This is a genomic window from Pseudomonas putida (assembly GCF_005080685.1).
In the GTDB taxonomy this organism is placed as follows: domain Bacteria; phylum Pseudomonadota; class Gammaproteobacteria; order Pseudomonadales; family Pseudomonadaceae; genus Aquipseudomonas; species Aquipseudomonas putida_V.
The window spans coordinates 4,843,314-4,865,337 of sequence record NZ_CP039371.1; the positions used below are offsets into that span (position 1 = coordinate 4,843,314).

Genomic DNA, 22,024 nt, shown 5'->3' on the forward strand with positions numbered 1-22,024 from the left:
CAAACGACAAAAAGGCCGCTGCATCCCCCGGACGCAGCGGCCTTTTTGTCTCTCGTCAGCGGCGGCGCAGTTGGCGCTTGCGCTGCTCTTCATCAGTCGGGATCGGTACCGGCTGCAAGGGTGGTGGAATCAGCCCCAGCGCCACACCCAGATCGTGGAGCCAGTTGAACATTTGGTTTTTCATAGTGCCCCCTTGACGGGTCAGCCTCACGGCAATTCAATCCTGCGATGTTTCATACAGATCATAGTCCTATGTGCTGTATTACGCATGCCCATATCCCAACAGATATGGTCGAGTTTGATACAAATCAAGCGGAAACGGCTGCGTCCGACGACTGGTTAATCGTTTCGCTTTGTTGCAAATCGATCCAGGCCTGCAAATTCGCCCCGCGCATGCCCTGGCGCCACATCAGCCACGTGACCGCGTGGTCGAACGGCGCCTGCAGACGATGGGCGCGAACCCGGTCACGCCCAGGTAGGCTGTCGAGCATCGATTCGGCCATCAAGGCCACGCCGGCACCGGCAATCACGCAGGCCAACATGCTCTGGTACGACTCGATCTCCATCACCCTGCCCATCGGCGTGTGGGCATCGGCATACCAGGCCTCCAGGCGCATGCGGTACGAGCAGCCCTGGCGGAAGGTGAACACCGCCTTGCCCGCCACATCCCGCGCACTGCGCACCGGAGGATGCTCCGGGCTGGTGATGATCAGCAGCGTTTCGTCGCACAGCGGCACGCCATCGAGCCCTGCCAGACTGGGCGGGCCATCCACCAAGGCGGCATCGAGCCGATGGCTGAGCAGGCCTTCGAGCAGCTCGCCGCTGGGCGCTGCCTGCACCTGCAGGTTCACCTCCGGATAGGCCTGGTGATACCGCGCCAGCAGCCCGGGCAGGTGAATGGCCGCCGTACTGTACATGGTGCCCAATACGAAGTCGCCGGCCGGCTGGCCGCCCTGCACTGCCGCTACCGCCTGGTCATGCAGGGCCGATAGGCGGTGGGCATAATCGAGCAGCACCTTGCCGGCTGGCGACAACTGCAGGCGTTGGCGCTCACGCAGGAACAACTCGACACCGAGCTGATCTTCAAGCTGGCGCAGCCGCGTCGACAGGTTCGACGGCACCCGGTGCAGGCGCTCGGCGGCGCGGGTCACCGAGCCTTCCTCGGCCACGGCCTGGAAGATCCGCAGTTGGCTGAACTCCATTGCATTCTCCAAAACAGAACAACTTGATCATCATTATTCAATTTTACTGAAAGTCAATCCGCCGTAACCTCCCATCCATCGCTTATCTTCGTGTGGGAGTTCAGCCAATGTCGCCCTTCGTACAACTGCTGGCCAGCGCCGTGGCCCTGATGATGGCCATGGGCATCGGCCGCTTTGCCCTGACACCGCAACTGCCGCAGCTCATCGCCGAAGGACACTTCGACCTCACCGCTGCCGGCCTGGTGGCGGCAGCCAATTACCTGGGCTACTTCCTCGGTGCGGTGGATGCCATGTTCGCCCGCAAGCCTGCTCAGGTCCGCCTGCGCCTGCATGGCGGGCTGTGGTTATGCGTGCTGCTCACCCTTGCTTCCTGGGCCGCCGAGGGCTTCTGGAGCCATGCACTGCTGCGATTCGGCACCGGCGTGGCCAGCGCGTGGGTACTGGTGATGATCACCAGCCTGAGCCAGCAAGTGGCTAACGCCAATGGACGCCAGCGCCTGGGCGCTATGGTTTTTGCCGGGCCCGGCCTGGGTATCGCCCTGACCGGCCTGCTGGCACTCGGTGCGCATTTGCTGGGGATGGGCTCGGCAGGTTTGTGGCTGGTGTATGCCGTGGCCGCGCTGGTGATGTTGCTGGCCGTGCGCCCCGCACTGCCGCGTGCTTTGGAGCCCGCGCCCCGTGCCGCCGCGCAAGGCCCGAGCCGCAGCCTGGGAATTGGCCGCCTGGGGCTGGTCTATGCGCTGTACGGTGTCGGCTACATCCTGCCAGCCACATTCCTCTCGCAAATGGCCAATCAGCAATTTCGTGGCAACTGGATGGCCGACCTGTTCTGGCCGGCGTTCGGCCTGGCAGCGGCGCTGGGGGTGGTGCTGGTCAGCGTGCGTCGGCCAGGGCGTACATCGGCCTGGCTGACCGCCACCTTGTGGCTGCAGGGGCTGGGGGTACTGGCCTGCCTGCTCGGCGACGGCCTCGGGCTGGCCTTGGGCGTGGTGCTCTGCGGCACGCCGTTCCTGGCCTGCATGCAGTTGGTGATGCAGCGCTCGCGGGAGCTGGCACCGCATGCCACGCAGCGTAATGCGGGTTTGTTGACCGCCTGTTTCGCCCTGGGGCAACTGAGCGGGCCGTTGCTGGCGGCCCTGAGCAACCATTACAGCGGGAGCTTGCAGCCTGCGCTGTTGCTGGCGGCAAGCGGATTGGGGGTGGCGGGTGTGTTGGTGCTGGTGGGTGGGCGTGGGCGGCAGGGATGCGCGGCGATCAACCCACCCACTTGCGCAACTGCTGCTTCACCCACGGCTCGGCACTGACCAGCACTACTCCCGCCAACACCATCACCGCCCCCAGCACGAAGTTCACGCTCAGGGGTTCATCGAGCAACAGCACGCCAAAGGTCACGCCGAACAGCGGCGTGATGAACGAGAACACGGCCAGGTTCGAAGCCAGGTACTTGCGCAACAACCAGAACCAGGTGAGGTAGCTGATGAACGACACGACCACAGCCTGGAACAATACGCTGCCCACCGCCAAGGGCGTCAATGAGACCACGCCAATCTGCCCGCTCAGCAACGCGATCAGCAGCAAACCGGCAAAGCCGATCGCCAGTTGATAGAACAACGTGAGGCTCGCTGGCGCTTCCGACAGGCGTGAGCAGCGTATCACCACCGTGGTCGCTCCCCACGCCATCCCGGCCAGTACACCGAGGGCATCGCCCAGCAACATTCCAGCGTCCATTTGCGCGAACGACATGCCTCCGGCGAAGGCCATGACTATCCCGCCGAAAGCCAACAGGATGCCCACCCATTGAAGCAGCCGCAAACGCTCGCTGGGCAGGATGAAGTGCAAGCCAAGGGCGGTGAACATCGGTGCGGTATACAGAAATACCGACATATGCGCCGCCGACGTCAGTTTCAGCCCTTCAGCGATGAACAGGAACTCCAGGCCGAACAGGGCGCCGGCGAGCAAGCCCGCCTGCCAGGTACGGCTGGCCTGCTTGAAGTCGCCGCGCCACACCACGAGGAGACCGACCAGCGTGGCGGCAATGCCGTTGCGCAAGGCCGCCTGCATTACGGGTGCGATGTCGACGGCGGCGGTTTTTATCAGCACCTGCTGGCAGCCCCAGATCAGGCACAGCACGAGCATCACCTGAAACGCGAAGGCATCAGGGCTTTTACGCGCCTCGCTCATGAGCGGGCCGTTTGGATTGACAGAGGCATGGGGCAAACTCGGCAGTCGATAAGGAATGACCGATTATCGGGTTTCCGAGGCCGCCCTTGCCACCCTCAAATCGCGCCGCCTGCAATCTGAGCTTTCGACGAAACGCCCTCGAAAGTGATCTTGTCCAGCGCATCTTCCTGTTTGTCCAGCTCCTGACGTGGGTGCTCGAAGCCTGGAATGCTACTGTCGATCAGGCTCAGCAGGCGCGAGCCGCTTTCGGTCAGGACGAAATTCTCGCCGTTACCGCCGTCTTTTTCAGGCCGGCTTTCGATGAACCCGCGCTCCAGCAACAGTTTTTCATATTCACAGGCGCGGGTTTTCAGGTGGTCCAGATCCCCCACCGACTCGCCGTCGGCGGCCAGGCGTGCCGCGTGCTGTTCGGCATAGGCGCGGGGAGTGAAACTGTGGTTGGCACCGTTCTGCACCTCGTGCAACAAGCGCTCGATCAGGTCCCAATCGTAGGATGTGCTCATGGCCGTGGCCTCCAGCTGTGGGCGAAGGGGTACACAGCTTGGGACCAACGCCCGCGGGTGAGCGTTCCGAAAGTATCAGCGCCGGCGTTGCTGCTGGGCTTGCATGTCTTGGCGCAACAGTTGGTTGATACGGGTCTGGTAACCCGCTCCCTGCTCCTTGAACCACGCCAGGGCATCGGAATCCAGGCGAATGGTCATTGTCTGCTTGGCGGGGACGCGCAGCTGCGCCTGGCTGAAAAAAGCGTCATCAAGCTCGGCGACATCCGAAGTATCGATATCGTCGTCGGCCTGCTGGGCCAGGCGGTTCCAGTCAGTGCGAGAGGGTTTGGTCATAGCGTTTGGCTTCCCGTCTGGTGGCTTTTCGGGCGGACTCCCCGAGGATAAGACCAGAGCAGTATGGTCGTGATCGGCGGCCCCGGAGGCCCTGTGCCAACGATTCAGAAATGGACTACAACGAGACGGATATCATGTAGCCCACAGAGGCTTCCCTGCTTCACCAGGAAGTTGATGAACAAGCGAAACAGCTCGGCATTGCCGGCTATCCCAAGCCGTTGCCATCGGCACTGGACACATCGGCGGGCACGAACAGCGCCTGGCCGCCGTTGGCACTGATCCACGCGGCGAGCGCTTCCCCTTGGCTGGTGGGCAGGTCGAGGATCGCCACCTTGGCGCCCTCGGCGGCGAACCGTTCCGATGCGGCCAAGCCGCAACCGCCAGCGCCACCGGTGATCAGCGCGACCTTGCCTTGCAAACGATCCATGGGTTGTTCCTCGGTTGTCGTATTTGTGGCTACAAACTAGGGCCGAGGGCAGACGGGGTCCATATACCCGGGGGTATAGGCCAGTGGAGGATTTCTGAACTTCCCCCGCCTGGGAGGCTCCACCGCGTACAGCCACCGTTGGAGGTGATCAGGATGAAACTGCTGCCAAGCCTGGCCTGCGCGGCCGGATTGTTGTGCGCCCTACCCGCCTGGGCCTGCACACCCGAAGAGGCCACGCAAAAGCGTGAGGAGCTGGCTGGGCTGGTCAGCCAGCTGACCGAACAGAATCCGCAGAAGGCCAAGGAAATGAATGACGAGCTCCAGGGGATGGAGCTTGGGACGGCGAGCAAGGACCTGCCCGATAAGTGTCAGTTGATCGACAAGCGGATCAAGGAGTTGAAGGAAGCGGAGAAAAAGGCCGAATGATCCCCATGCCTGCGAGCGCCTGCCCTGTGGGAGCGGCCTTGCGTCGCGAAAGGGCCGCAAAGCGGCCCCAGGATTGATGTATCGTCGCAAGGATCGCGGGGCTGCGATGCAGCCCCTTCGCGCCGCAAGGCCGCTCCCACAACGCCAGCGTCAACCTTACTCAACCGCCGGCTTGCGCTTTTTCAGCGGCGCCAGGCCATCGGCGCTCGCCAGCGGCGCATTGGCCTTTGGCTTGGCGGTCGGCTTGCGCTTGGCCGCGGCCTTCTTCTCGCCCGTCTTCTTCTCGACCTTTTTCTTCTTGGTCCCGGCAGCCTTGCCCGAGGCCTTGACCTTCTTCGGCCCGTTGTAGGTGCCCTTCACTTCCTTGATGACCCGACGCTCGAACTGCTGCTTGAGGTAGCGTTCGATGCTGGACATCAGGTTCCAGTCATTGTGGGTGATCAGCGAGATCGCCAGGCCTTCACCACCGGCGCGGCCAGTGCGGCCCACACGATGCACGTACTCGTCACCGCTGCGTGGCATGTCGAAGTTGATCACCAGGTCCAGGCCATCGATGTCCAGGCCACGAGCCGCCACGTCGGTGGCCACCAGCACCTTGGAGCTGCCTTGCTTGAAGCGCTCGATGGCCAGCTTGCGGTCCTTCTGGTCCTTCTCGCCGTGCAGCACGAAGGCCTTCACGTCCTTGGCCACCAGATGGCCGTAGATGCGGTCGGCCAGGGCCCGGGTGTTGGTGAAGATGATCGCCTTGTCGAAGGTCTCGTTGGCCAGCAACCACTGGACGATCTGCTCTTTGTGCTGGTCGTGGTCGGCGGTGATGATCTGCTGGCGGGTGCCTTCGGCCAGCTGCGAAACGCTGTTGAGCATCAGATGCTCGGGGTCCTTGAGCACCTTGCCGATGATGTCGCGCAGTGCCGCACCACCCGTGGTGGCGGAGAACAGCAGGGTCTGCTCGCGGTTCTCGCACTCCTTGCACAGGCGCTCCATGTCTTCGGCGAAGCCCATGTCGAGCATGCGGTCGGCTTCGTCGAGGATCAGCACCTGCACGTGGGACAGGTCGAGGTTGCCGGCGTTGAGCTGCTCGAGCAGACGGCCCGGGGTGCCGATCAGCACGTCCGGCACCTTGCGCAGCATGGCGGCCTGTTCCTTGAAGTCCTCACCGCCGGTCACCAGGCCCGACTTGATGTAGGTGAACTGGGAGAACAGTTGCACCTGCTTGAGGGTCTGCTGGGCCAGCTCGCGGGTCGGCAGCAGGATCAGGGCGCGGATCTCGACGCGGCGCTCGCGCAGGTCGACCAGGCGATTGAGCAGCGGCAGGACGAACGCGGCGGTCTTGCCGCTGCCGGTCTGAGCGGTCACGCGCAGGTCACGCCCTTGCAAGGCCAAGGGGATGGCCGCGGCCTGCACCGGGGTTGGCTCGACGAATTTAAGCTCGGCCACGGCTTTAAGCAGGCGTTCATGCAGGGCGAATTGGGAGAACACGGAGGTAACCTCAGGCAAGTGCGGGAAATTCAGTTGCATAGGGTAACGTTTTCTGCCGCCGGAGCCGAATTTCTTTTGGCCTCCGGCATGCTATCCACGCTCTAATAGCCGTTCTTTTCGCTACACAGATGTTGCAAAGCCCATGGATATCCAAAGAATCTGGCGTGACTCCCTCGACTTGTGGGGCACCCTCGACCAACATCCGATGCTCCACGCCGCCATCGGCCTGGCCGTGCTGCTGCTGATTTCGCTGGTGCTCGGCCGCCTGGCGCGCTTCCTGATCCTGCACGCCGCCCGTCTGCTGGGGCGCCAACCGGCGCTGAGCTGGATCGACGACCTGCGCCACGACAAGGTCCTGCACCGCCTGGCCCAGACCACCCCGTCGCTGGTGATCCAGTTCGGCCTCAAGCTGGTGCCGGAGCTTTCCGATACCGCCCAGCACTTTCTCGGCAATGTGGCCCTGGCCTTCACCCTGCTGTTCATGACCCTGGCGCTGTCGTGCCTGCTCGATGCGCTGTTGCATATCTATGCCCGCACCGAACATGCGCGCACCCGCTCGATCAAGGGTTACGTGCAACTGGCCAAGATGATGCTGTGGATCTTCGCCTCGATCGTCATCGTCGCCACCCTGATCGACCGCTCGCCGCTGTTGCTGCTGTCGGGCCTGGGTGCGATGTCGGCGGTGTTGTTGTTGGTGTACAAGGACACCCTGCTGTCGTTCGTGGCCAGCGTGCAGCTCACCAGCAACGACATGTTGCATGTCGGCGACTGGATCGAAATGCCCCAGGTCGGCGCCGATGGTGATGTGGTGGACATCACCTTGCACACGGTCAAGGTGCAGAATTTCGACAAGACCATCGTCTCGATTCCCACCTGGCGCTTGATGAGCGAGTCGTTTCGCAACTACCGCGGCATGCGCCAGGCCGGTGGGCGACGGATCAAGCGCAGCCTGTTCATCGATGTCGCCAGCGTGCGTTTCCTCACTGCCGAGGAGGAGCAGCGTCTGGAGCAAGTGCAGTTGCTGGCCGAGTACCTGGCCGGCAAGCGCCAGGAGTTGAGCGACTGGAACCAGGCCAAGAACCGGCTTGCCGGGCATTCGGCCAATCGGCGGCGGTTGACCAATATCGGCACGTTCCGCGCCTTCACCCTCGCCTACCTGCAGAACCATCCTAATGTGCACTCGGACATGACCTGCATGGTCCGCCAGATGCAGACGACCGCCGAAGGGGTGCCGCTGGAGATCTACTGCTTCAGCACCACCACGGTATGGGCCGATTACGAGCGGATCCAGGGGGATATCTTCGATTACCTGCTGGCGGTGTTGCCGGAGTTCGGGTTGAGTTTGTATCAGCAGCCGAGCGGCAACGATATGCGGGTTGGGTTGGGCGGGCGTGGCCGGGAGCCGATGGAGCCGCGTCGGCTGGAGGAGATGAGCGAGGCTTGAGACTTGGGGCCGTTTTACGGCCCCGGATGGCGTAATTTAGACGGAGTAATCAGATTTAGGCTCTTCTTTGTAGGACGTTTCCCAAAGATACTGCCGCGGCCTATTTTCCGTTGCGGCCTGGCCGGGATGCGTTCTAGTCTCGGGGTGTCGTTGCACATCAACGACCGGCTTTGACAGGCCGCTACGGTATTATGCATACGGCTCGTCCTTAATGGCGGCTGTACGTGGGGCACGCTTGCGTGCGCCGGAGCTTGCATATTCCGCCGGTCTGTCAACCCACGTACCGCTGCCACCCTTCTGTTTGACAGCATGAAGTTGGCGGCCCCATGACGGAAATATGCAGATGCTTAAGATCGTTCCCGACCCGCCGCACACCCCCTACTCCCTCGAAGATATCTAGCCTCCATCCAGGCCGCGAAAACCAGCAAAATCACGTTATGCCTGGCCTGATCGCGAGCAACCCCGCCTTACATCTCCACCACTCCCTTCCCCTGGATGACAGGCGGGCGTGTAGGAGCCGGCTTGCCGGCGATAAGGCCAGCCCAGGCACCCAAAACTTCAGGGAGATAAAACCATGCCCACGGACGAGACCAGCCGCAGCTTCACAGTCGGCAAAACCAAGTTCTACCAAGGTGAAAACCAGACCCAACCCTTGTTCTGCATCGAGCCTGGCATTCCTTGCCACCACGCTCGCGAACAAGCCTCCGAATTAATGGGCTGCGCCCGCGACATGAGCATCGCGGGCGTGATGGATGATAAACCTCAATGCGTGTGGGCTGCGCACTACCTCAGCGCCCTGGCCAAGGCCTTGTTGGATGATGCCGAGTTGGGCATGAAGCGGCGAGATGTGTACTGATTGAGCCGGCCTCTTCGCGGGACAAGCCCGCTCCCACAAGTACAGCGTCGAGCCCAACAGCTGCGCGGATGCTGTGGGAGCGGGCTTGTCCCGCGAACACGGGCGCAGCCCGTGCCATCCCCCACCAAACCCGAGGACAAACCACCATGCCACCCTGCAAACCATCCCGAATCCCGCCACCCGAAGACCCAATGCCGCTGCCAACCTTTCGCGCCTCCCAATCCATCTTCACCGTGACCCCAACCACAACCCTCTCCTACGCCCAGGCAGAGGCGCAAAAACTGATGGAATGTGCCCGTTATCTGAACCAGACCGGTGTATTGATGGGGGATCAGCGGATGACAGCGGCGTCCTACCACATCGGCGCCATGGTCAAGACGCTGTTGGATGAGATCGACCAGGGGATGCTGCCTTCGCGGCTTCGGGGGCAGTTTTATCCGTGATCATTTGCAGTTTCGTCAAACAGATTTGCCCCACGAGGTATACCTAACTTGTAGTCCATTTCCCAAAGCTACTTTTCCCGGCTGTTTATCGTTGCGACGTGGCTGACAGACGCTCTAGTCTCAGAGTTTCCTTACCAAGCAGCGAGACCGGCGACTGCAAGGGAGCTTTATTTGTCCATCCCTCATGCACCAATACTGGTCGCCGGTCTACAGACCAGAGCTTCACAAGGATGACTACATCGCGCACCCGCAAACCCAGCAGCAAAGCTTTGGCTATGTGCCGCCCATGAGGTGTCAGAGCATCCTTCTACCCGAGGGGCACATTTACTTGAGGGCTGGTCGGCAGATCGGCCGGAACAAGGGATACGGCATAAGGCACATCTGGGAGCAGCATGGCCATGAATTGCCGAGCTGGGGATGCAGGACGGTGGACGAAGTCCCGACCTATGTGGCTTCGGTAATCGTGCACAAGGCGCCCATTTACTGCGAGTTCCACCAGACAAAAAATGGATATCGTATCGCGATTCTTCGCAGCGCTAAGGGTGTCGTGATCCTCGAGCCCATCGTAAATGAAAACGTTAGGCTTGCATTCTACTCGGTGGTAACGGCCTACAGGATCAACCGTCGCGGGCACGGTACCCAGGTGGGCAAAGTGATCTGTAACGTAGAATGAAAAAAGGCGCCGTTCGGGCGCCTTTTAGAAAGTCTAGGAGGGCTGGTAGTCGCAGCGCTTACTTAGCAAATGGGCCGAATCTGGCCAATTGGACCGCAAGCCAACCGTTGTTGCCTGGTTGCCGCTACCGCAAGGTGGTGCACCTTGCAATCCGCACTGTCGGTCGTTAGCACCTTGTCACCGAACAGCAATGCTCTTATTGAGCCCTCGGCAACAGCTTAACAACGCTGAGGGATTTCTTCAATCATCAGGGTCCTACCCCGCATACCCCAACAGATACAACAACCCCGTCAACGTCCCCAACGACACCACGGTCGACAACAGGATCGTCCGCGAAATCAACCCGGCCTCGCGGTTGTAGTATTCCGCCAGCATGAACGGCCCGGTCCCGGTCGGCAGCGCCGCCAGCAGCACGGCCGAGGCCGCCCACATGGTCGGCAGGCTGAACACCTTGTACGCCAGCACCCAGGTCAACGCCGGCTGCCCGACCAGCTTCAGCCACACCAGCGGCCACGGGCTGGCCTGGGTGCCGGTGCGCTTCTCGGCCAGGAACGCGCCGAGCGAAATCAATGCGCAAGGCGTGGTGGCCAACGCCAGCATGTCGAGAAAATGCATCACCGGCTCCGCCAGGCCCAACCCGGACATGGCCCAGGCTGCACCGGCCACCGGCGAGAACACCAGGGGGTTCTTGGCCAGGGCCTTGGCCACGACCCGTATGGCCCGGCCGATACGCCGCTCTTCCTGCAAGCCGATCTCGATCAGCGTCAGCGCAACCGCAAACACCACGCACACCACGAGCAACGACGAAATCAACGCCGGCTGCAAGCCGGCCTGGCCGAACAGCAGCACGCACAGCGGAATGCCGATATAGCCGGTGTTGGCATAGCCGGCACTCAGCCCGTCGATGCTGGAGGCCACCAACCCATGGCCGCTGTACAGGCGCCAGCCCAGGGTGATGACGAACATCGCCAGTGCCCCGGCGCCGAACGCCAGGATGAACCCTGGGTGCCAGATCTCGCTCCAGGTCGCGGTGGCGGTGACCTTGAACAACAGCGCCGGCAGGCACAGCCAGACCACCATCTTGTTGATTTCGGCAGCGGCCTTGTCGCCCAGCTTGTTGGTCTTGCGGCACAGGTAGCCGACCAGGATCAGGGCGAAGATCGGCGCGACGATGACGAAAATGGTATGCATGTCAGGCCTTATGGCTCAGCGCCGCGCGCGCCCGACCGCCCAGGCGGGCCAGCCACACCGATGCGAGGATGATCGCGCCACCGACGAACAAGCGCCCCAGCGGCTCGTCGCGGTTCCAGATCAGCAGGTTGAGCAACAGACCCACCGGCACGTGCAGGTTGTTCATCACCGCCAACGTGCCACCCGAAACCAGGCACGCGCCCTTGTTCCACCAATACAAGCCCAGCGCCGTCGGGCACAGGCCGAGGAACAGCAACACCAGCCACTGCACGTCGGTGCTCGGCAGGTGCTGGGCATTGCCGAACAGCACAAACGCCGGCAATGCGATCAGCAACGCACCCAGATAGAAGTAGCCGAAGCGTTTGTAGTGCGGCAGGTCGCTGGGGTAGCGGGCGATCAGGTGGCGGTACAGCACCTGGCCGGCGGCGTAGGTGAAGTTGGCCAGTTGCAGCAGCAGGAAGCCGATGAAGAAGTCGCCCGTGATGCTGTCGAAACGGATCACCGCCGCGCCCGCCACGGCCACCAGCGCCGCGATCAGGGCCCAGGGATTGAAGCGCCGGTTCAGGGCATCTTCGATCAGGGTCACGTGCAGCGGCGTGAGGATGGTGAACAGCAGCACCTCCGGCACCGTCAGCACGCGGAAACTCAGGTACAGGCAGACGTAGGTGATGCCATATTGCAAGGCACCGATCAGCAGCATCGAGCGCATGAAACGCGGCTCGACCTGGCGCCAACGGGTCAGTGGCAGGAACACCAGGCCCGCCAACACCACGCGGGCGAGCACGGCGAAGTAGCTGTCGACGTGCCCGGCCAGGTACTCGCCGATCAAACTGAAGGAAAACGCCTGGATCAGCGCGACGATAATCAGGTAGCCCATGGTTGCCTCTCTTGAATCAAGGCGGCGACCTTAGCGGTTTGCGGCGTTGCAGTTCAACCATGGGAAATGTGGGGCCGGGCATAAAAAAGCCCGGCCATCAGGCCGGGCAGGTACACCCAAGGAGCAAAGAGGTGTCAGGGTTGGGAATTCGTTGCCACTCAGGCCACTGCGGCCAGCTTCGCCTTGGCCTGGTTGAGGCCCTTCTCGTGGAAGTCACCGCTCATGTTCAGGCCTTCGGCATGGATGAAATTGACATCGTGGATGCCGATGAAGGCCATCACCTGGCGCAGGTACGGTTCCTGATGGTCGCTGGTGGCGCCGGCGTGGATACCGCCCCGGGCGGTCAGCACGATGGCACGCTTGCCGGTGAGCAGGCCTTGGGGGCCGGTCGGGGTGTACTTGAAGGTGATGCCGGCGCGCAGCACATGGTCCAGCCAGGCCTTTAGGGTGCTGGGGATGGTGAAGTTGTACATCGGTGCGGCCATCACCAGCACATCGGCTTCGAGCAGTTCATCGGTCAATTCGTTTGAGCGAGCCAGGGCCTGCACTTCGTTGGCGCTGCGCTGTTCTTCAGGCTTCATCCAGCCGCCGAGCAAGTCGGCGTCCAAGTGCGGCACCGGGGTCGCGGCCAGGTCGCGTACGGTGATCTGATCGCTCGGGTGCGCCGCTTGCCACTGGGCGATGAAGTCGCGGGTCAGTTGGCGGGATACGGAATCCTGCTGGCGGGCGCTGCTTTCGATGATCAGTACGCGGGACATGGCTGCCTCCATCGGCGAAAAAGGGTGCGATTCGATGGAGAGAAGATTAAGGCTTGACCTATCGATTAAAAAGCGTAAAAAGTGGGTTCAATCTATCGATTAATCCGTTTTATTGCGCTTCGCAGGTCAGATCCACTCTGAGCCTGATGATCTGCCGATTGAACTTGGCGGTAACGTCCACGCTTTTTCCGGCTGCCACATTCACCCGGCGTACCCGTGGCGCCTCCGGGCCATTGCGGAAGGTAACCTTGCAGCGTGCCGGCACCTTCCCATAGTTGTTCAGGCTGATGCTGCCGATGTCGTAGGCAGTGGCGTAGGTGGTGTAGTCGAGCTGTACACCGGACGTCTGCTTTTCTACCTCGATCGGGTAGGCCATCGCCCCCAGTGGCAGGCACAGCAGCAATACCGCACAACATTTCTTCATGGGCGCTCTCCTTGAGAAGAGCGCAGCTTAGGACAACAGGAGCCGAACATGAAAGCGCCGCGCGTAACCCTGGATCAGTGGCGAACCCTGCAGGCAGTGGTCGACCACGGCGGGTTTGCCCAGGCCGCCGAAGCCCTGCACCGCTCGCAATCATCGGTGAGCTACACCGTGGCGCGGATGCAGGAGCAACTGGGCGTGCCGCTGCTGCGCATCGATGGGCGCAAGGCGGTGCTGACCGAGGCCGGCAACGTATTGCTGCGCCGCTCGCGGCACCTGGTCAAGCAGGCCAGCCAGCTCGAGGACCTGGCCCACCACATGGAACAAGGCTGGGAAGCCGAGGTGCGCGTGGTGGTCGATGCCGCCTACCCCAGCGCCCGCCTGGTGCGGGCCCTCAGTGCATTCATGCCACAAAGCCGTGGGTGCCGCGTGCGCTTGCGCGAGGAAGTCTTGTCCGGCGTCGAGGAAGTGCTGCACGAAGGCATCGCCGACCTTGCCATCAGCAGTTTCAGCATCGGCGGCTACCTGGGCACCGAGCTGAGTTCGGTGGAGTTCGTCGCCGTCGCCCACCCCGAGCACAGCCTGCACCGCCTGGGCCGGGAGATCACCTTCCAGGACCTGGAGAGCCAACTGCAGGTGGTGATCCGCGACTCGGGCCGGGCGCAACCGCGCGATGTCGGCTGGTTGGGCGCCGAGCAACGCTGGACGGTCGGCAGCCTGGGCACCGCCGCCACCTTCGTCAGCAGCGGCCTGGGCTTCGCCTGGCTGCCCCGCCACATGATCGAACGGGAACTGCGCGACGGCGTGCTGAAACCGCTACCACTGGATCAGGGTGGCAGCCGCCACCCACTGTTCTACCTTTATTCGAGCAAAGAGAAGACCTTGGGCCCGGCCACGCAGATTCTCATCGACCTGCTGCGCAACTTCGACACCGCGCCCCTGGACGTGCCCTTCGCAGCCCCCCCACAAGCTTGAGAGGACCGCGCCTTGGCCTATTTCGAACATGAAGGATGCTCTTTGCATTATCAGGAATATGGCCACGGCGACCCCGTGGTGCTGTTGCATGGGCTGGGCTCCAGCAGCCAGGACTGGGAACTGCAGGTGCCGGTGCTGAGCCAGCACTACCGGGTGATCCTCATGGACATCCGCGGCCACGGCCGCTCCGATAAACCTCGCGACGGTTACCAGATCGCCACCTTCAGCGCCGATCTGCTGGCCTTGCTCGAGCACCTGCACACCGGCCCGGTGCACTTCGTCGGGCTATCGATGGGCGGCATGGTCGGCTTCCAGTTCGCCGTCGATCACCCGCAATGGCTGCGCAGCCTGTGCATCGTCAACAGCGCCCCGGCGGTCAAGCGCCGCAGCGCTTCCGACTGGCTGTGGTGGGCCAAGCGCTGGAGCCTGGCGCGCGTGCTCAGTGTCGAAACGGTGGGCAAGGGCCTGGCCGAGCGCCTGTTCCCCAAACCCGAACAGGCCGACCTGCGCCAGACCATGGCGCAACGCTGGGCACGCAACGACAAACGCGCCTACCTCGCCAGTTTCGACGCCATCGTCGACTGGGGCGTGGAGGAACGCATCGGCCAGATTCGCTGTCCGACGCTGATCATCGCCGCCGACCACGATTACACTCCGATACAACTCAAGGAGCGCTACGTGGCCAAGATGCCCAAGGCCAGGCTGGCGGTCATCGACGATTCCCGGCACGCTACGCCCCTCGATCAACCCGACGTCTTCAACCAGACCCTGCTGCAGTTTCTGACCGCCGCCTCCACCTCTCAAGGATCTTTGAGCCCATGCTGAAAAACCTCCTGCTCACCGCCTGCTCGTTCGCTTTCGCCGCCAGCGTCATGGCCTCGGACAAAACCCCGCACGTCCTGCTCGACACCAGCTTCGGCCAGGTGGAAATCGAACTCAATGCCGAGAAGGCGCCGCTCAGCACGAAGAACTTCCTCGAATACGTCGACAGCGGCTTCTACAACAACACCATTTTCCACCGGGTGATCCCCGGCTTCATGGTCCAGGGTGGCGGTTTCACCGACCGCATGGTGCAGAAAGACACCCGTGATCCAATCAAGAACGAAGCCAGCAATGGCCTGATGAACACCCGTGGCACCCTGTCGATGGCGCGTACGTCCAACCCGAACTCGGCCACCAGCCAGTTCTTCATCAACGTGGCCGACAACGATTTCCTCAACCCGGGCCGTGACGCCGGCTATGCGGTGTTCGGCAAAGTGACCAAGGGCATGGAAGTGGTCGACCAGATCGTCAACTCGCCCACCACCATGAAAAGCGGCATGCGCGATGTACCGGCTGACCCGGTCTACATCAAGTCGGCCAAACGCATCGACTGATTGCCGGTCTCACAAGGACGTGAGCCGCTTGCCGGTCGGTTGGAAAAGGAGTTGCCCTGCCCATGCTGTATCGTCGTTTCGAGCAATTGATCGATATCTTCCGCGAAGCCCCGAGCGAATCACCGCCCAGCCAGGTTTGGCCGTTCTACCTCTACTACCTGCGCCAGGTATGGCCAAGCTTTCTCGCGCTGCTGGTGGTGGGGCTGTTCGCCTCGCTGATCGAGGTGGCGATGTTCGGCTACCTCAGCCGCATCATCGACCTGGCCCAGGGCACGCCCAATGCCAATTTCTTCAGCGAGCACAGCGGCGAGCTGATCTGGATGCTGGTGGTGATCCTGCTGCTGCGGCCGCTGTTCTTCGGCCTGCATGACCTGCTGGTGCACCAGACCATCAACCCCGGCATGACCAGCCTGATCCGCTGGCAAAACCACTCCTACGTGCTCAAGCAGAGCCTGAATTTCTTCCAGAGCGATTTTGCCGGGCGCATCGCCCAGCGCATCATGCAGACCGGCAACTCGCTGCGTGACTCGGCCGTGCAGGCGGTGGACGCCCTGTGGCACGTGCTGATCTACGCCATCAGTTCACTGGTGCTGTTCGCCGAGGCCGACTGGCGCCTGATGCTGCCACTGCTGGCCTGGATCGCCTGCTACATCGCCGCGTTGATGTACTTCGTGCCACGGGTCAAGGAGCGCTCGGTAATCTCCTCCGACGCCCGCTCCAAGCTGATGGGGCGCATCGTCGACGGCTATACCAACATCGCCACCCTCAAGCTGTTCGCCCATACCGACTACGAGCAGCAATATGCCCGCGAAGCGATTCGCGAACAGACCGAAAAAACCCAGCTGGCTTCGCGGGTGATCACCAGCATGGACGTGGTCATCACCACCCTCAATGGCCTGTTGGTGGTCGCCACCACGGGCCTGGCCCTGTGGCTGTGGAGCCAATCGCTGATCACCGTGGGCGCCATCGCCCTGGCCACCGGCCTGGTGATTCGCATCGTCAACATGTCGGGCTGGATCATGTGGGTGGTCAACGGCATCTTCGAGAACATCGGCATGGTCCAGGATGGCCTGCAGACCATCGCCCAGCCGGTCACGGTGCGCGACAAGCCCAACGCCCCGCCGCTCAAGGTCAGCCGTGGCGGCGTGCGCTTCGACGATGTCGATTTCCACTACGGCAAGGCGGCCAACGTCATCGAAGGGTTGAACCTGGATATCCGCCCCGGCGAGAAGATCGGCCTGATCGGCCCGTCGGGGGCGGGCAAGTCGACCTTGGTGAACCTGCTGCTGCGTCTGTACGACGTGCAAGGTGGGCGCATCCTGATCGATGGCCAGGACATCGCCGAGGTCAGCCAGGCCAGCCTGCGCGCGCAGATCGGCATGATCACCCAGGACACCTCGCTGCTGCACCGCTCGATCCGCGACAACCTGCTCTACGGCCGTCCCGACGCCAGCGAGGCACAACTGCTCGAGGCGGTGCGCCGGGCCCGGGCCGACGGGTTCATACCGCAGTTGTCCGATGCCCAGGGCCGCACCGGCTTCGACGCCCATGTCGGCGAGCGCGGGGTCAAGCTGTCCGGCGGCCAGCGCCAGCGCATCGCCATCGCCCGGGTGCTGTTGAAGAACGCGCCGATCCTGATCATGGACGAAGCGACCTCGGCGCTGGACTCGGAAGTCGAAGCCGCGATCCAGGAAAGCCTGGAAACCCTGATGCAGGGCAAGACGGTCATCGCCATCGCCCACCGCCTGTCGACCATCGCTCGCATGGACCGCCTGGTGGTGCTCGACCAAGGCCATGTGGTGGAATCCGGCAGCCATGCCGAACTGCTGGCCCAGCACGGCCTGTATGCCCGCCTGTGGCACCACCAGACCGGGGGGTTCGTCGGCGTCGACTGACCCCTGCCCGCCCCTCAAGCGCCCGCCCACCTCGCCGATACACGTTGTCGTACGACTCAACAACTACAGGCCCTGGTGGGCCGGCGAGGTGGTAATGCTGTTACGCAGATGGAGTATCGCGCCAAGGGCTGCTTCGGGCTTTGCCTGTATTGCACTGATGGTTGCGTTTGTTGGGGTGTTTTCGCTGGCCAAGATGTCGACCATCCGTGATTCGGCCACGGCGATGGAAAAGGACTGGGTGCCAAGCATTCGCACCGTGGATACCATCCGCGAAAACATGCTGCGCATCCGCACCATCTCGCTGCGCGTGGCGCTCGACCCCAACCCGGCCAACGTCGACACCTATGTCAGTCAGTACGAGGCGCGCAATACGGTGCTGATGCAAAACATCCAGGCCTACGAGGCGCTCGTCGACACGCCGGAGGAAACCCGCCTGTACCAGCAGTTCAGGCGCGACTTCGCGGTGTACCAGAAGGGCATGGCCGACTCCTTCGCCCTGGCCCGGCGCGGCGACAGCGCCGCCCTGCAGAAGCTGGTGCTGGTGGACATGAAGCCGGTGGTCGATGGCACCGGTGCGCAACTGGCCGAACTGGGCGATCTGTATGGCAAGGGCATCGAGCGCGAGGGCACCCTCTCCGCCGAGCGCTATGAGCAATCGCGCACGGTGGTGATCGCGGTGATCGTGCTGGCGGCGCTGGTGACCATCGTCCTGGCCTGGCTGCTGACCCGCAGTATCGTCCAGCCGCTGCGCGACGCGGTGCTCGCTGCCCGGCAGGTGGCCGAAGGCGACTTGAGCAAAGCGATTGCCGTGACTGGCAACGACGAGGTCAGCCAATTGCAGCAATCGCTGGCACAGATGCGCGAACGCCTGCGCGAGACCCTGGGCGAAATCAGCGGATCGTCCACCCAGCTGGCCGCGGCCTCGGAAGAACTCAACGCCGTGACCGAGGAGGCGGGCCGAGGGCTGACCCGCCAGCACGACGAGATCGAGCAGGCAGCCACCGCAGTCAATGAAATGAGTGCGGCGGTGGATGAAGTGGCGCGCAATGCAGTGTCCACCTCCGAGGCGTCCAGGGCCTCGACGCAGTCGGCGCAACAGGGCCAGGCGCGGGTGTCGCAGACCATCGAGGCGATCAGCGACCTGACCGAGGAGGTCACCGCTTCCGCCGCGCTGGTGGAAACACTTGCCGAACAGTCGCAGCAGGTCGGCAAGGTGCTGGACGTGATTCGCGCGATCGCCGAACAGACCAACCTGCTGGCGCTGAACGCCGCCATCGAGGCCGCCCGGGCTGGGGAGTCCGGGCGTGGTTTTGCCGTGGTGGCCGACGAAGTAAGGGCCCTGGCGCACCGCACGCAGAACTCGACCCAGGAGATCGAGCAGATGGTGTCGCTGATGCGCAATGGCGCGAGCCAGGCGTTGCAGGCCATGCAAAGCAGCAGCGCGCGGGCGCAAAGTACCCAGGAACTGGCGCAGAGTGCCGGGCAGGCGTTGCATGAGATCACCTCGGGGATCAGCGAGATGTATGAGCGCAACCTGGTGATTGCCAGCGCCGCCGAAGAGCAGGCGCAGGTGGCGCGGGAGGTCGACCGCAACCTGACCAATATCCGGGACCTGTCGGTGCAGAGCGCGACGGGGTCGCAGCAGACCAATGTCGCGAGCCAGGAGCTGTCGCGCCTGGCCAATGGGCTCAATGGCCTGGTGAAGCGCTTCAACCTTTGAGGGCTGCGGTGGATGGCACGGGCTGCGCCCGTGTTCGCGGGACGAGCCCGCTCCCACAGGTGTGGGGTTGCCTGCAAGGAGGGTCTTCACTCTGTGGGAGCGGGCTCGTCCCGCGAACACAGGCGCAGCCTGTGCCACACAGCGCGCTCAATCGCGCCGATAGGGCAACATCTCGCGGGCCTGCTCGGCGTAGGCCCTCACCCCTTCACGCTCTTGCTGCAAAAACTCATCCACCGCCCGCCGCAACCCCGGGTGCAACAGGTAGTGCCACGACCGCGTCAGCACCGGCTCGAAGCCGCGAATCAACTTGTGCTCGCCCTGGGCACCGGCATCGAAGCGCTGGATGCCCTCGGCTATGGCGAAGTCCATCCCCTGGTAGAAACAGGTTTCGAAATGCAGCCGGTCGAATTCGTCCAGGCAGCCCCAGTAGCGTCCATACAAGCTGTCACCACCGACCAGGCTCAGGGCCATGGCCACGGCACGCCCCGCCTGCCGGGCCATCACCACGCGCAACGCCTCGGGCATGCGCTCGGCCCACAGGCTGAAGCACTCGCGGGTCAGGTATGGCGCACGTTGGCGCACGGCGTAGGTGTTGGCATAGCAGCGGTAGACGAAGTCCCACTGTGCCTCACTCAGCTCGTGCCCTTGGTACCACTGGAAATCGATACCCTGCCCCGCTACCTGTTCGCGCTCCTTGCGCATCTGTTTACGCTTGCGCGAACTCAGCGTATCGAGAAAGTCCTGGAAATCCCGGTAGCCACGGTTACGCCAGTGGAATTGGCAACCCAGGCGCTCGAGCCAACCTGGCTGCCCGGCCAGGTGCTGGTCCAGCGCAGGGTCGGTGAAGTTGATGTGCGCCCCGGAAAGCCCAGCCTTGCCCAGGTACTCGGGTAAGGCCTGCAACAGCAGCAGCGCGTCGCCGGGGTCGGTCGCCAGCAGGCGCGGGCCGGCTACCGGACTGAACGGCACGGCACCGAGCAGCTTGGGGTAATAGGCGATGCCGGCGCGCTCGCAGGCATCGGCCCAACCATGGTCGAACACATACTCGCCGAACGAATGCCACTTGCGGTACGCCGGCAATATCGCCCGCACCTCGCCCTCGCGCTCGAGCACCAGGTGTTCGGCGGCCCAACCCGTGGCACGGGCAACGCTGGCGCTGTCTTCGAGGGCACTGAGGAAGGCGTGGCGCAAGAAGGGCTGGCCAGCCGGAACCAAGGCGTCCCAGGTCGCCGCAGGTAGGTCACGCAAGTGGGCAAGGCTGTAGAGGCTGGTCACGTTTTCGACTCGCTGTGGAAGGCCACCAGTATCCGGGACAAGGGCGTTTCACTCAAATGGCCAAAGGTTCCCGCGAAACCTTTAAATCTCAAACACTTAACCTCAGCGCCATCAATTAGACATCAATCTGTCATTCCCCCTCGCAATACTTGCGCCTGTTTTCCGGAACCCCAGAAACCTGTCTAGCCAGGCCTTTTCCGAAGACATGCCAACGTGGGGGCGGGCGCGCAAGCCTCCCCACTTATTTCCAACAGGGAGAACCTTATGCGTCTTGTTTCTACACTTACCGGGGTGAGCCTCACCGGCATGATGCTGGCTCTGAGTACTCCGGCCAGTGCTGCAGTCGACGCCAAGCTGCTCGAAATGCTCCGCGCCAACGGCTCCATCAACCAGGCGCAGTACAACGAACTGCAGGCCGACCTGGCCACGGAAACCAAGGAAAAGGCTGATCAGAAAGCTCAGGCCGAGCGCATGAGTTCCTTCGAGCAGAAGGTCGCCTGGGCCGCCAAGACCCAGGTCAAGGGCGATGTCCGCCTGCGCTACGAAGACACCAACGTCGACAACCCGATCTCCCGCAGTGGCAACCAGGACCGCGAGCGCGTCCGTGCCCGCGTCGGTTTCTACAGCGAAATCAACCCGCAGGTCGACGCTGGTGTGCGTGTCGCCACCGGCAGCAGCGCCGATGCCCGCTCGACCAACCAGAGCCTGGACAACTACTTCGAGAAGAAATCGCTGTGGGTCGACCTGGCCTACCTCGACTGGCACCCGACTGCCGTACCGAACCTGCACCTGATCGGCGGCAAGATGAACCAGCCGTGGGTGAGCATGGGCGATATCATCTGGGACAGCGATATCAACCCGGAAGGCGTGGCTGCCACCTACAAGACCAACGTCGGCCCGGCCGAAGTGTTCGGCAGCATCGGTCACTACAACCTGAAAGACAACGTCGACGGCGACGGTGTGCAGTTCAAGCACGACGCACAACTGTACGCGGCCCAGCTGGGTACCAAGTTCAACGCGGCTGACACCGTCAAGGTCACCGTCGGTGGCAGTATCTACGGCTACGACAACGACAAGGCCTCGGCTGCCCTGGCTTCGTTGGGCAACACCACCAACGAGTTCAACCTGGTGGAAGGCTTCGGTCAGGTCGACTTCACTGGCTTCGCCATCCCACTGTCGGCCTACGGCCAGTTCGTCAAGAACACCGAAAGCACCGATGGCAAGGACACCGCCTGGCTGGCGGGCCTGAAGTCGAAGATCGGCGCCTGGAGCCTGGACTACAACTACCGCGACGTACAGCGTAACGGTGTAGTCAGCCTGTTCACCGATTCGGACTTCGGCAACGGCTTCACCGGTTCGCGCGGGCACAAGTTCAAGGTCGGTTACGAAATCGACAAGAACTTCGCCCTGGGCGCGGCCTACCTGATGGCCAAGACCGACTACTCCAACCTGCCGAACAGCAATGCTGACGTAGACACCCTGCAGGTGGACCTGGAAGCCAAGTTCTAAGCGACACCCTCCTCTGCTTCGCTCTGAGGCGGGAAATGCCGACCCCATCCGGCATTTCCT

The 22,024-nt window shown here is 62.8% G+C and carries 22 protein-coding genes and 2 pseudogenes; 12 read left to right on the top strand and 12 right to left on the bottom strand.

From position 1 onward, the window contains the following. Positions 1-55: 55 nt before the first annotated feature. Both E6B08_RS31360 and ptrR read right to left on the bottom strand, forming a co-directional pair. A complete protein-coding gene (locus E6B08_RS31360) occupies positions 56-184 on the bottom strand; it encodes a PA1414 family protein (protein WP_265411722.1) in 129 nt (42 codons plus the stop codon). Positions 185-308: 124 nt separating this feature from the next. Next, positions 309-1,202 (bottom strand): putrescine utilization regulator PtrR, encoded by an 894-nt coding sequence (ptrR, locus tag E6B08_RS22375; RefSeq protein ID WP_136916008.1) that lies wholly within the window; start codon positions 1,200-1,202, stop codon positions 309-311. A 107-nt stretch (positions 1,203-1,309) separates the two neighbouring features. Between ptrR and E6B08_RS22380 the strand changes: the two genes are divergently transcribed. Beyond that, a complete protein-coding gene (locus E6B08_RS22380) occupies positions 1,310-2,506 on the top strand; it encodes an MFS transporter (protein ID WP_136916009.1) in 1,197 nt (398 codons plus the stop codon). Here the strand turns inward: E6B08_RS22380 and E6B08_RS22385 are convergent. From E6B08_RS22385 to E6B08_RS22405, 4 genes and pseudogenes are all read right to left on the bottom strand, one after another. Then, the gene (locus E6B08_RS22385; RefSeq protein ID WP_136916010.1) at positions 2,457-3,383 is read right to left on the bottom strand and encodes a DMT family transporter; all 927 of its coding nucleotides are present in this window, start codon (positions 3,381-3,383) and stop codon (positions 2,457-2,459) included. The two genes, E6B08_RS22380 and E6B08_RS22385, sit on opposite strands and share 50 nt — an antisense overlap. A gap of 95 nt (positions 3,384-3,478) precedes the next feature. Then, on the bottom strand, positions 3,479-3,886 hold the full coding sequence (locus E6B08_RS22390) for a transcriptional regulator (protein WP_136916011.1): 408 nt from the start codon (positions 3,884-3,886) through the stop codon (positions 3,479-3,481). A gap of 75 nt (positions 3,887-3,961) precedes the next feature. Beyond that, positions 3,962-4,219, bottom strand: a complete 258-nt coding sequence (locus E6B08_RS22395) for a BrnA antitoxin family protein (RefSeq protein WP_136916012.1) — start codon at positions 4,217-4,219, stop codon at positions 3,962-3,964. A gap of 226 nt (positions 4,220-4,445) precedes the next feature. Then, positions 4,446-4,646: pseudogene (locus tag E6B08_RS22405) on the bottom strand (SDR family NAD(P)-dependent oxidoreductase); the annotation flags it as partial. Positions 4,647-4,799: 153 nt separating this feature from the next. Here E6B08_RS22405 and E6B08_RS22410 point away from each other — a divergent pair. Next, positions 4,800-5,072 carry a hypothetical protein gene (locus tag E6B08_RS22410; protein WP_136916014.1) on the top strand — a complete coding sequence of 91 codons (273 nt, stop codon included), beginning with the start codon at positions 4,800-4,802 and terminating at the stop codon, positions 5,070-5,072. Between the two features lie 156 nt (positions 5,073-5,228). Here the strand turns inward: E6B08_RS22410 and E6B08_RS22415 are convergent, their stop codons facing one another. Continuing rightward, entirely contained in the window at positions 5,229-6,590 is a 1,362-nt protein-coding gene (locus E6B08_RS22415) for a DEAD/DEAH box helicase (RefSeq protein ID WP_136916015.1), read from the bottom strand. A 103-nt stretch (positions 6,591-6,693) separates the two neighbouring features. On the opposite strand from E6B08_RS22415, the gene E6B08_RS22420 reads away from it, so the two are divergent. The 3 genes from E6B08_RS22420 to E6B08_RS22430 all read left to right on the top strand — a co-directional run bounded on the left by E6B08_RS22420 (position 6,694) and on the right by E6B08_RS22430 (position 9,294). After that, positions 6,694-7,995: a mechanosensitive ion channel family protein gene (locus E6B08_RS22420; protein ID WP_136916016.1), complete on the top strand. Its 1,302-nt coding sequence runs from the start codon at positions 6,694-6,696 to the stop codon at positions 7,993-7,995. Positions 7,996-8,569: 574 nt separating this feature from the next. Beyond that, on the top strand, positions 8,570-8,851 hold the full coding sequence (locus tag E6B08_RS22425; protein ID WP_136916017.1) for a DUF3077 domain-containing protein: 282 nt from the start codon (positions 8,570-8,572) through the stop codon (positions 8,849-8,851). Between the two features lie 191 nt (positions 8,852-9,042). Then, positions 9,043-9,294: a DUF3077 domain-containing protein gene (locus E6B08_RS22430; protein WP_192938580.1), complete on the top strand. Its 252-nt coding sequence runs from the start codon at positions 9,043-9,045 to the stop codon at positions 9,292-9,294. A gap of 928 nt (positions 9,295-10,222) precedes the next feature. Here the strand turns inward: E6B08_RS22430 and E6B08_RS22435 are convergent. From E6B08_RS22435 to E6B08_RS22450, 4 genes are all read right to left on the bottom strand, one after another. Further along, the gene (locus E6B08_RS22435; protein WP_136916019.1) at positions 10,223-11,158 is read right to left on the bottom strand and encodes an AEC family transporter; all 936 of its coding nucleotides are present in this window, start codon (positions 11,156-11,158) and stop codon (positions 10,223-10,225) included. A 1-nt stretch (position 11,159) separates the two neighbouring features. Continuing rightward, the gene (locus E6B08_RS22440) at positions 11,160-12,035 is read right to left on the bottom strand and encodes a carboxylate/amino acid/amine transporter (RefSeq protein WP_136916020.1); all 876 of its coding nucleotides are present in this window, start codon (positions 12,033-12,035) and stop codon (positions 11,160-11,162) included. Between the two features lie 158 nt (positions 12,036-12,193). Further along, a complete protein-coding gene (locus E6B08_RS22445; protein ID WP_136916021.1) occupies positions 12,194-12,793 on the bottom strand; it encodes an FMN-dependent NADH-azoreductase in 600 nt (199 codons plus the stop codon). Between the two features lie 109 nt (positions 12,794-12,902). Continuing rightward, complete coding sequence (locus E6B08_RS22450) at positions 12,903-13,217, bottom strand: DUF3316 domain-containing protein (protein ID WP_136916022.1); 315 nt, start codon at positions 13,215-13,217, stop codon at positions 12,903-12,905. 48 nt (positions 13,218-13,265) lie between these two features. On the opposite strand from E6B08_RS22450, the gene E6B08_RS22455 reads away from it, so the two are divergent. The 6 genes and pseudogenes from E6B08_RS22455 (at position 13,266) to E6B08_RS31575 (ending at position 19,180) form a co-directional block, all read left to right on the top strand. Further along, positions 13,266-14,189 (top strand): LysR family transcriptional regulator, encoded by a 924-nt coding sequence (locus E6B08_RS22455; protein WP_133328126.1) that lies wholly within the window; start codon positions 13,266-13,268, stop codon positions 14,187-14,189. A 12-nt stretch (positions 14,190-14,201) separates the two neighbouring features. Next, positions 14,202-15,014 (top strand): alpha/beta fold hydrolase, encoded by an 813-nt coding sequence (locus E6B08_RS22460; protein ID WP_136916023.1) that lies wholly within the window; start codon positions 14,202-14,204, stop codon positions 15,012-15,014. After that, positions 15,008-15,565, top strand: coding sequence for a peptidylprolyl isomerase (locus tag E6B08_RS22465; protein WP_136916024.1), 558 nt, complete (start codon positions 15,008-15,010; stop codon positions 15,563-15,565). The genes E6B08_RS22460 and E6B08_RS22465 overlap by 7 nt, the downstream gene beginning before the upstream one ends. A gap of 62 nt (positions 15,566-15,627) precedes the next feature. Then, a complete protein-coding gene (locus tag E6B08_RS22470) occupies positions 15,628-17,460 on the top strand; it encodes an ABC transporter ATP-binding protein (protein ID WP_136916025.1) in 1,833 nt (610 codons plus the stop codon). Positions 17,461-17,554: 94 nt separating this feature from the next. Then, positions 17,555-18,325 (top strand): annotated as a pseudogene (locus tag E6B08_RS31570) (MCP four helix bundle domain-containing protein); the annotation flags it as partial. Beyond that, positions 18,317-19,180 (top strand): methyl-accepting chemotaxis protein, encoded by an 864-nt coding sequence (locus E6B08_RS31575; protein ID WP_416194410.1) that lies wholly within the window; start codon positions 18,317-18,319, stop codon positions 19,178-19,180. The pseudogene E6B08_RS31570 and the gene E6B08_RS31575, both read left to right, overlap by 9 nt. A gap of 147 nt (positions 19,181-19,327) precedes the next feature. On the opposite strand, the gene E6B08_RS22480 is transcribed toward E6B08_RS31575, so the two are convergent. Next, entirely contained in the window at positions 19,328-20,455 is a 1,128-nt protein-coding gene (locus E6B08_RS22480) for a GNAT family N-acetyltransferase (protein WP_136916027.1), read from the bottom strand. Between the two features lie 264 nt (positions 20,456-20,719). Here E6B08_RS22480 and E6B08_RS22485 point away from each other — a divergent pair, with 264 nt between their 5' ends. Next, entirely contained in the window at positions 20,720-21,964 is a 1,245-nt protein-coding gene (locus tag E6B08_RS22485) for a putative porin (protein ID WP_136916028.1), read from the top strand. Positions 21,965-22,024: the final 60 nt, after the last annotated feature.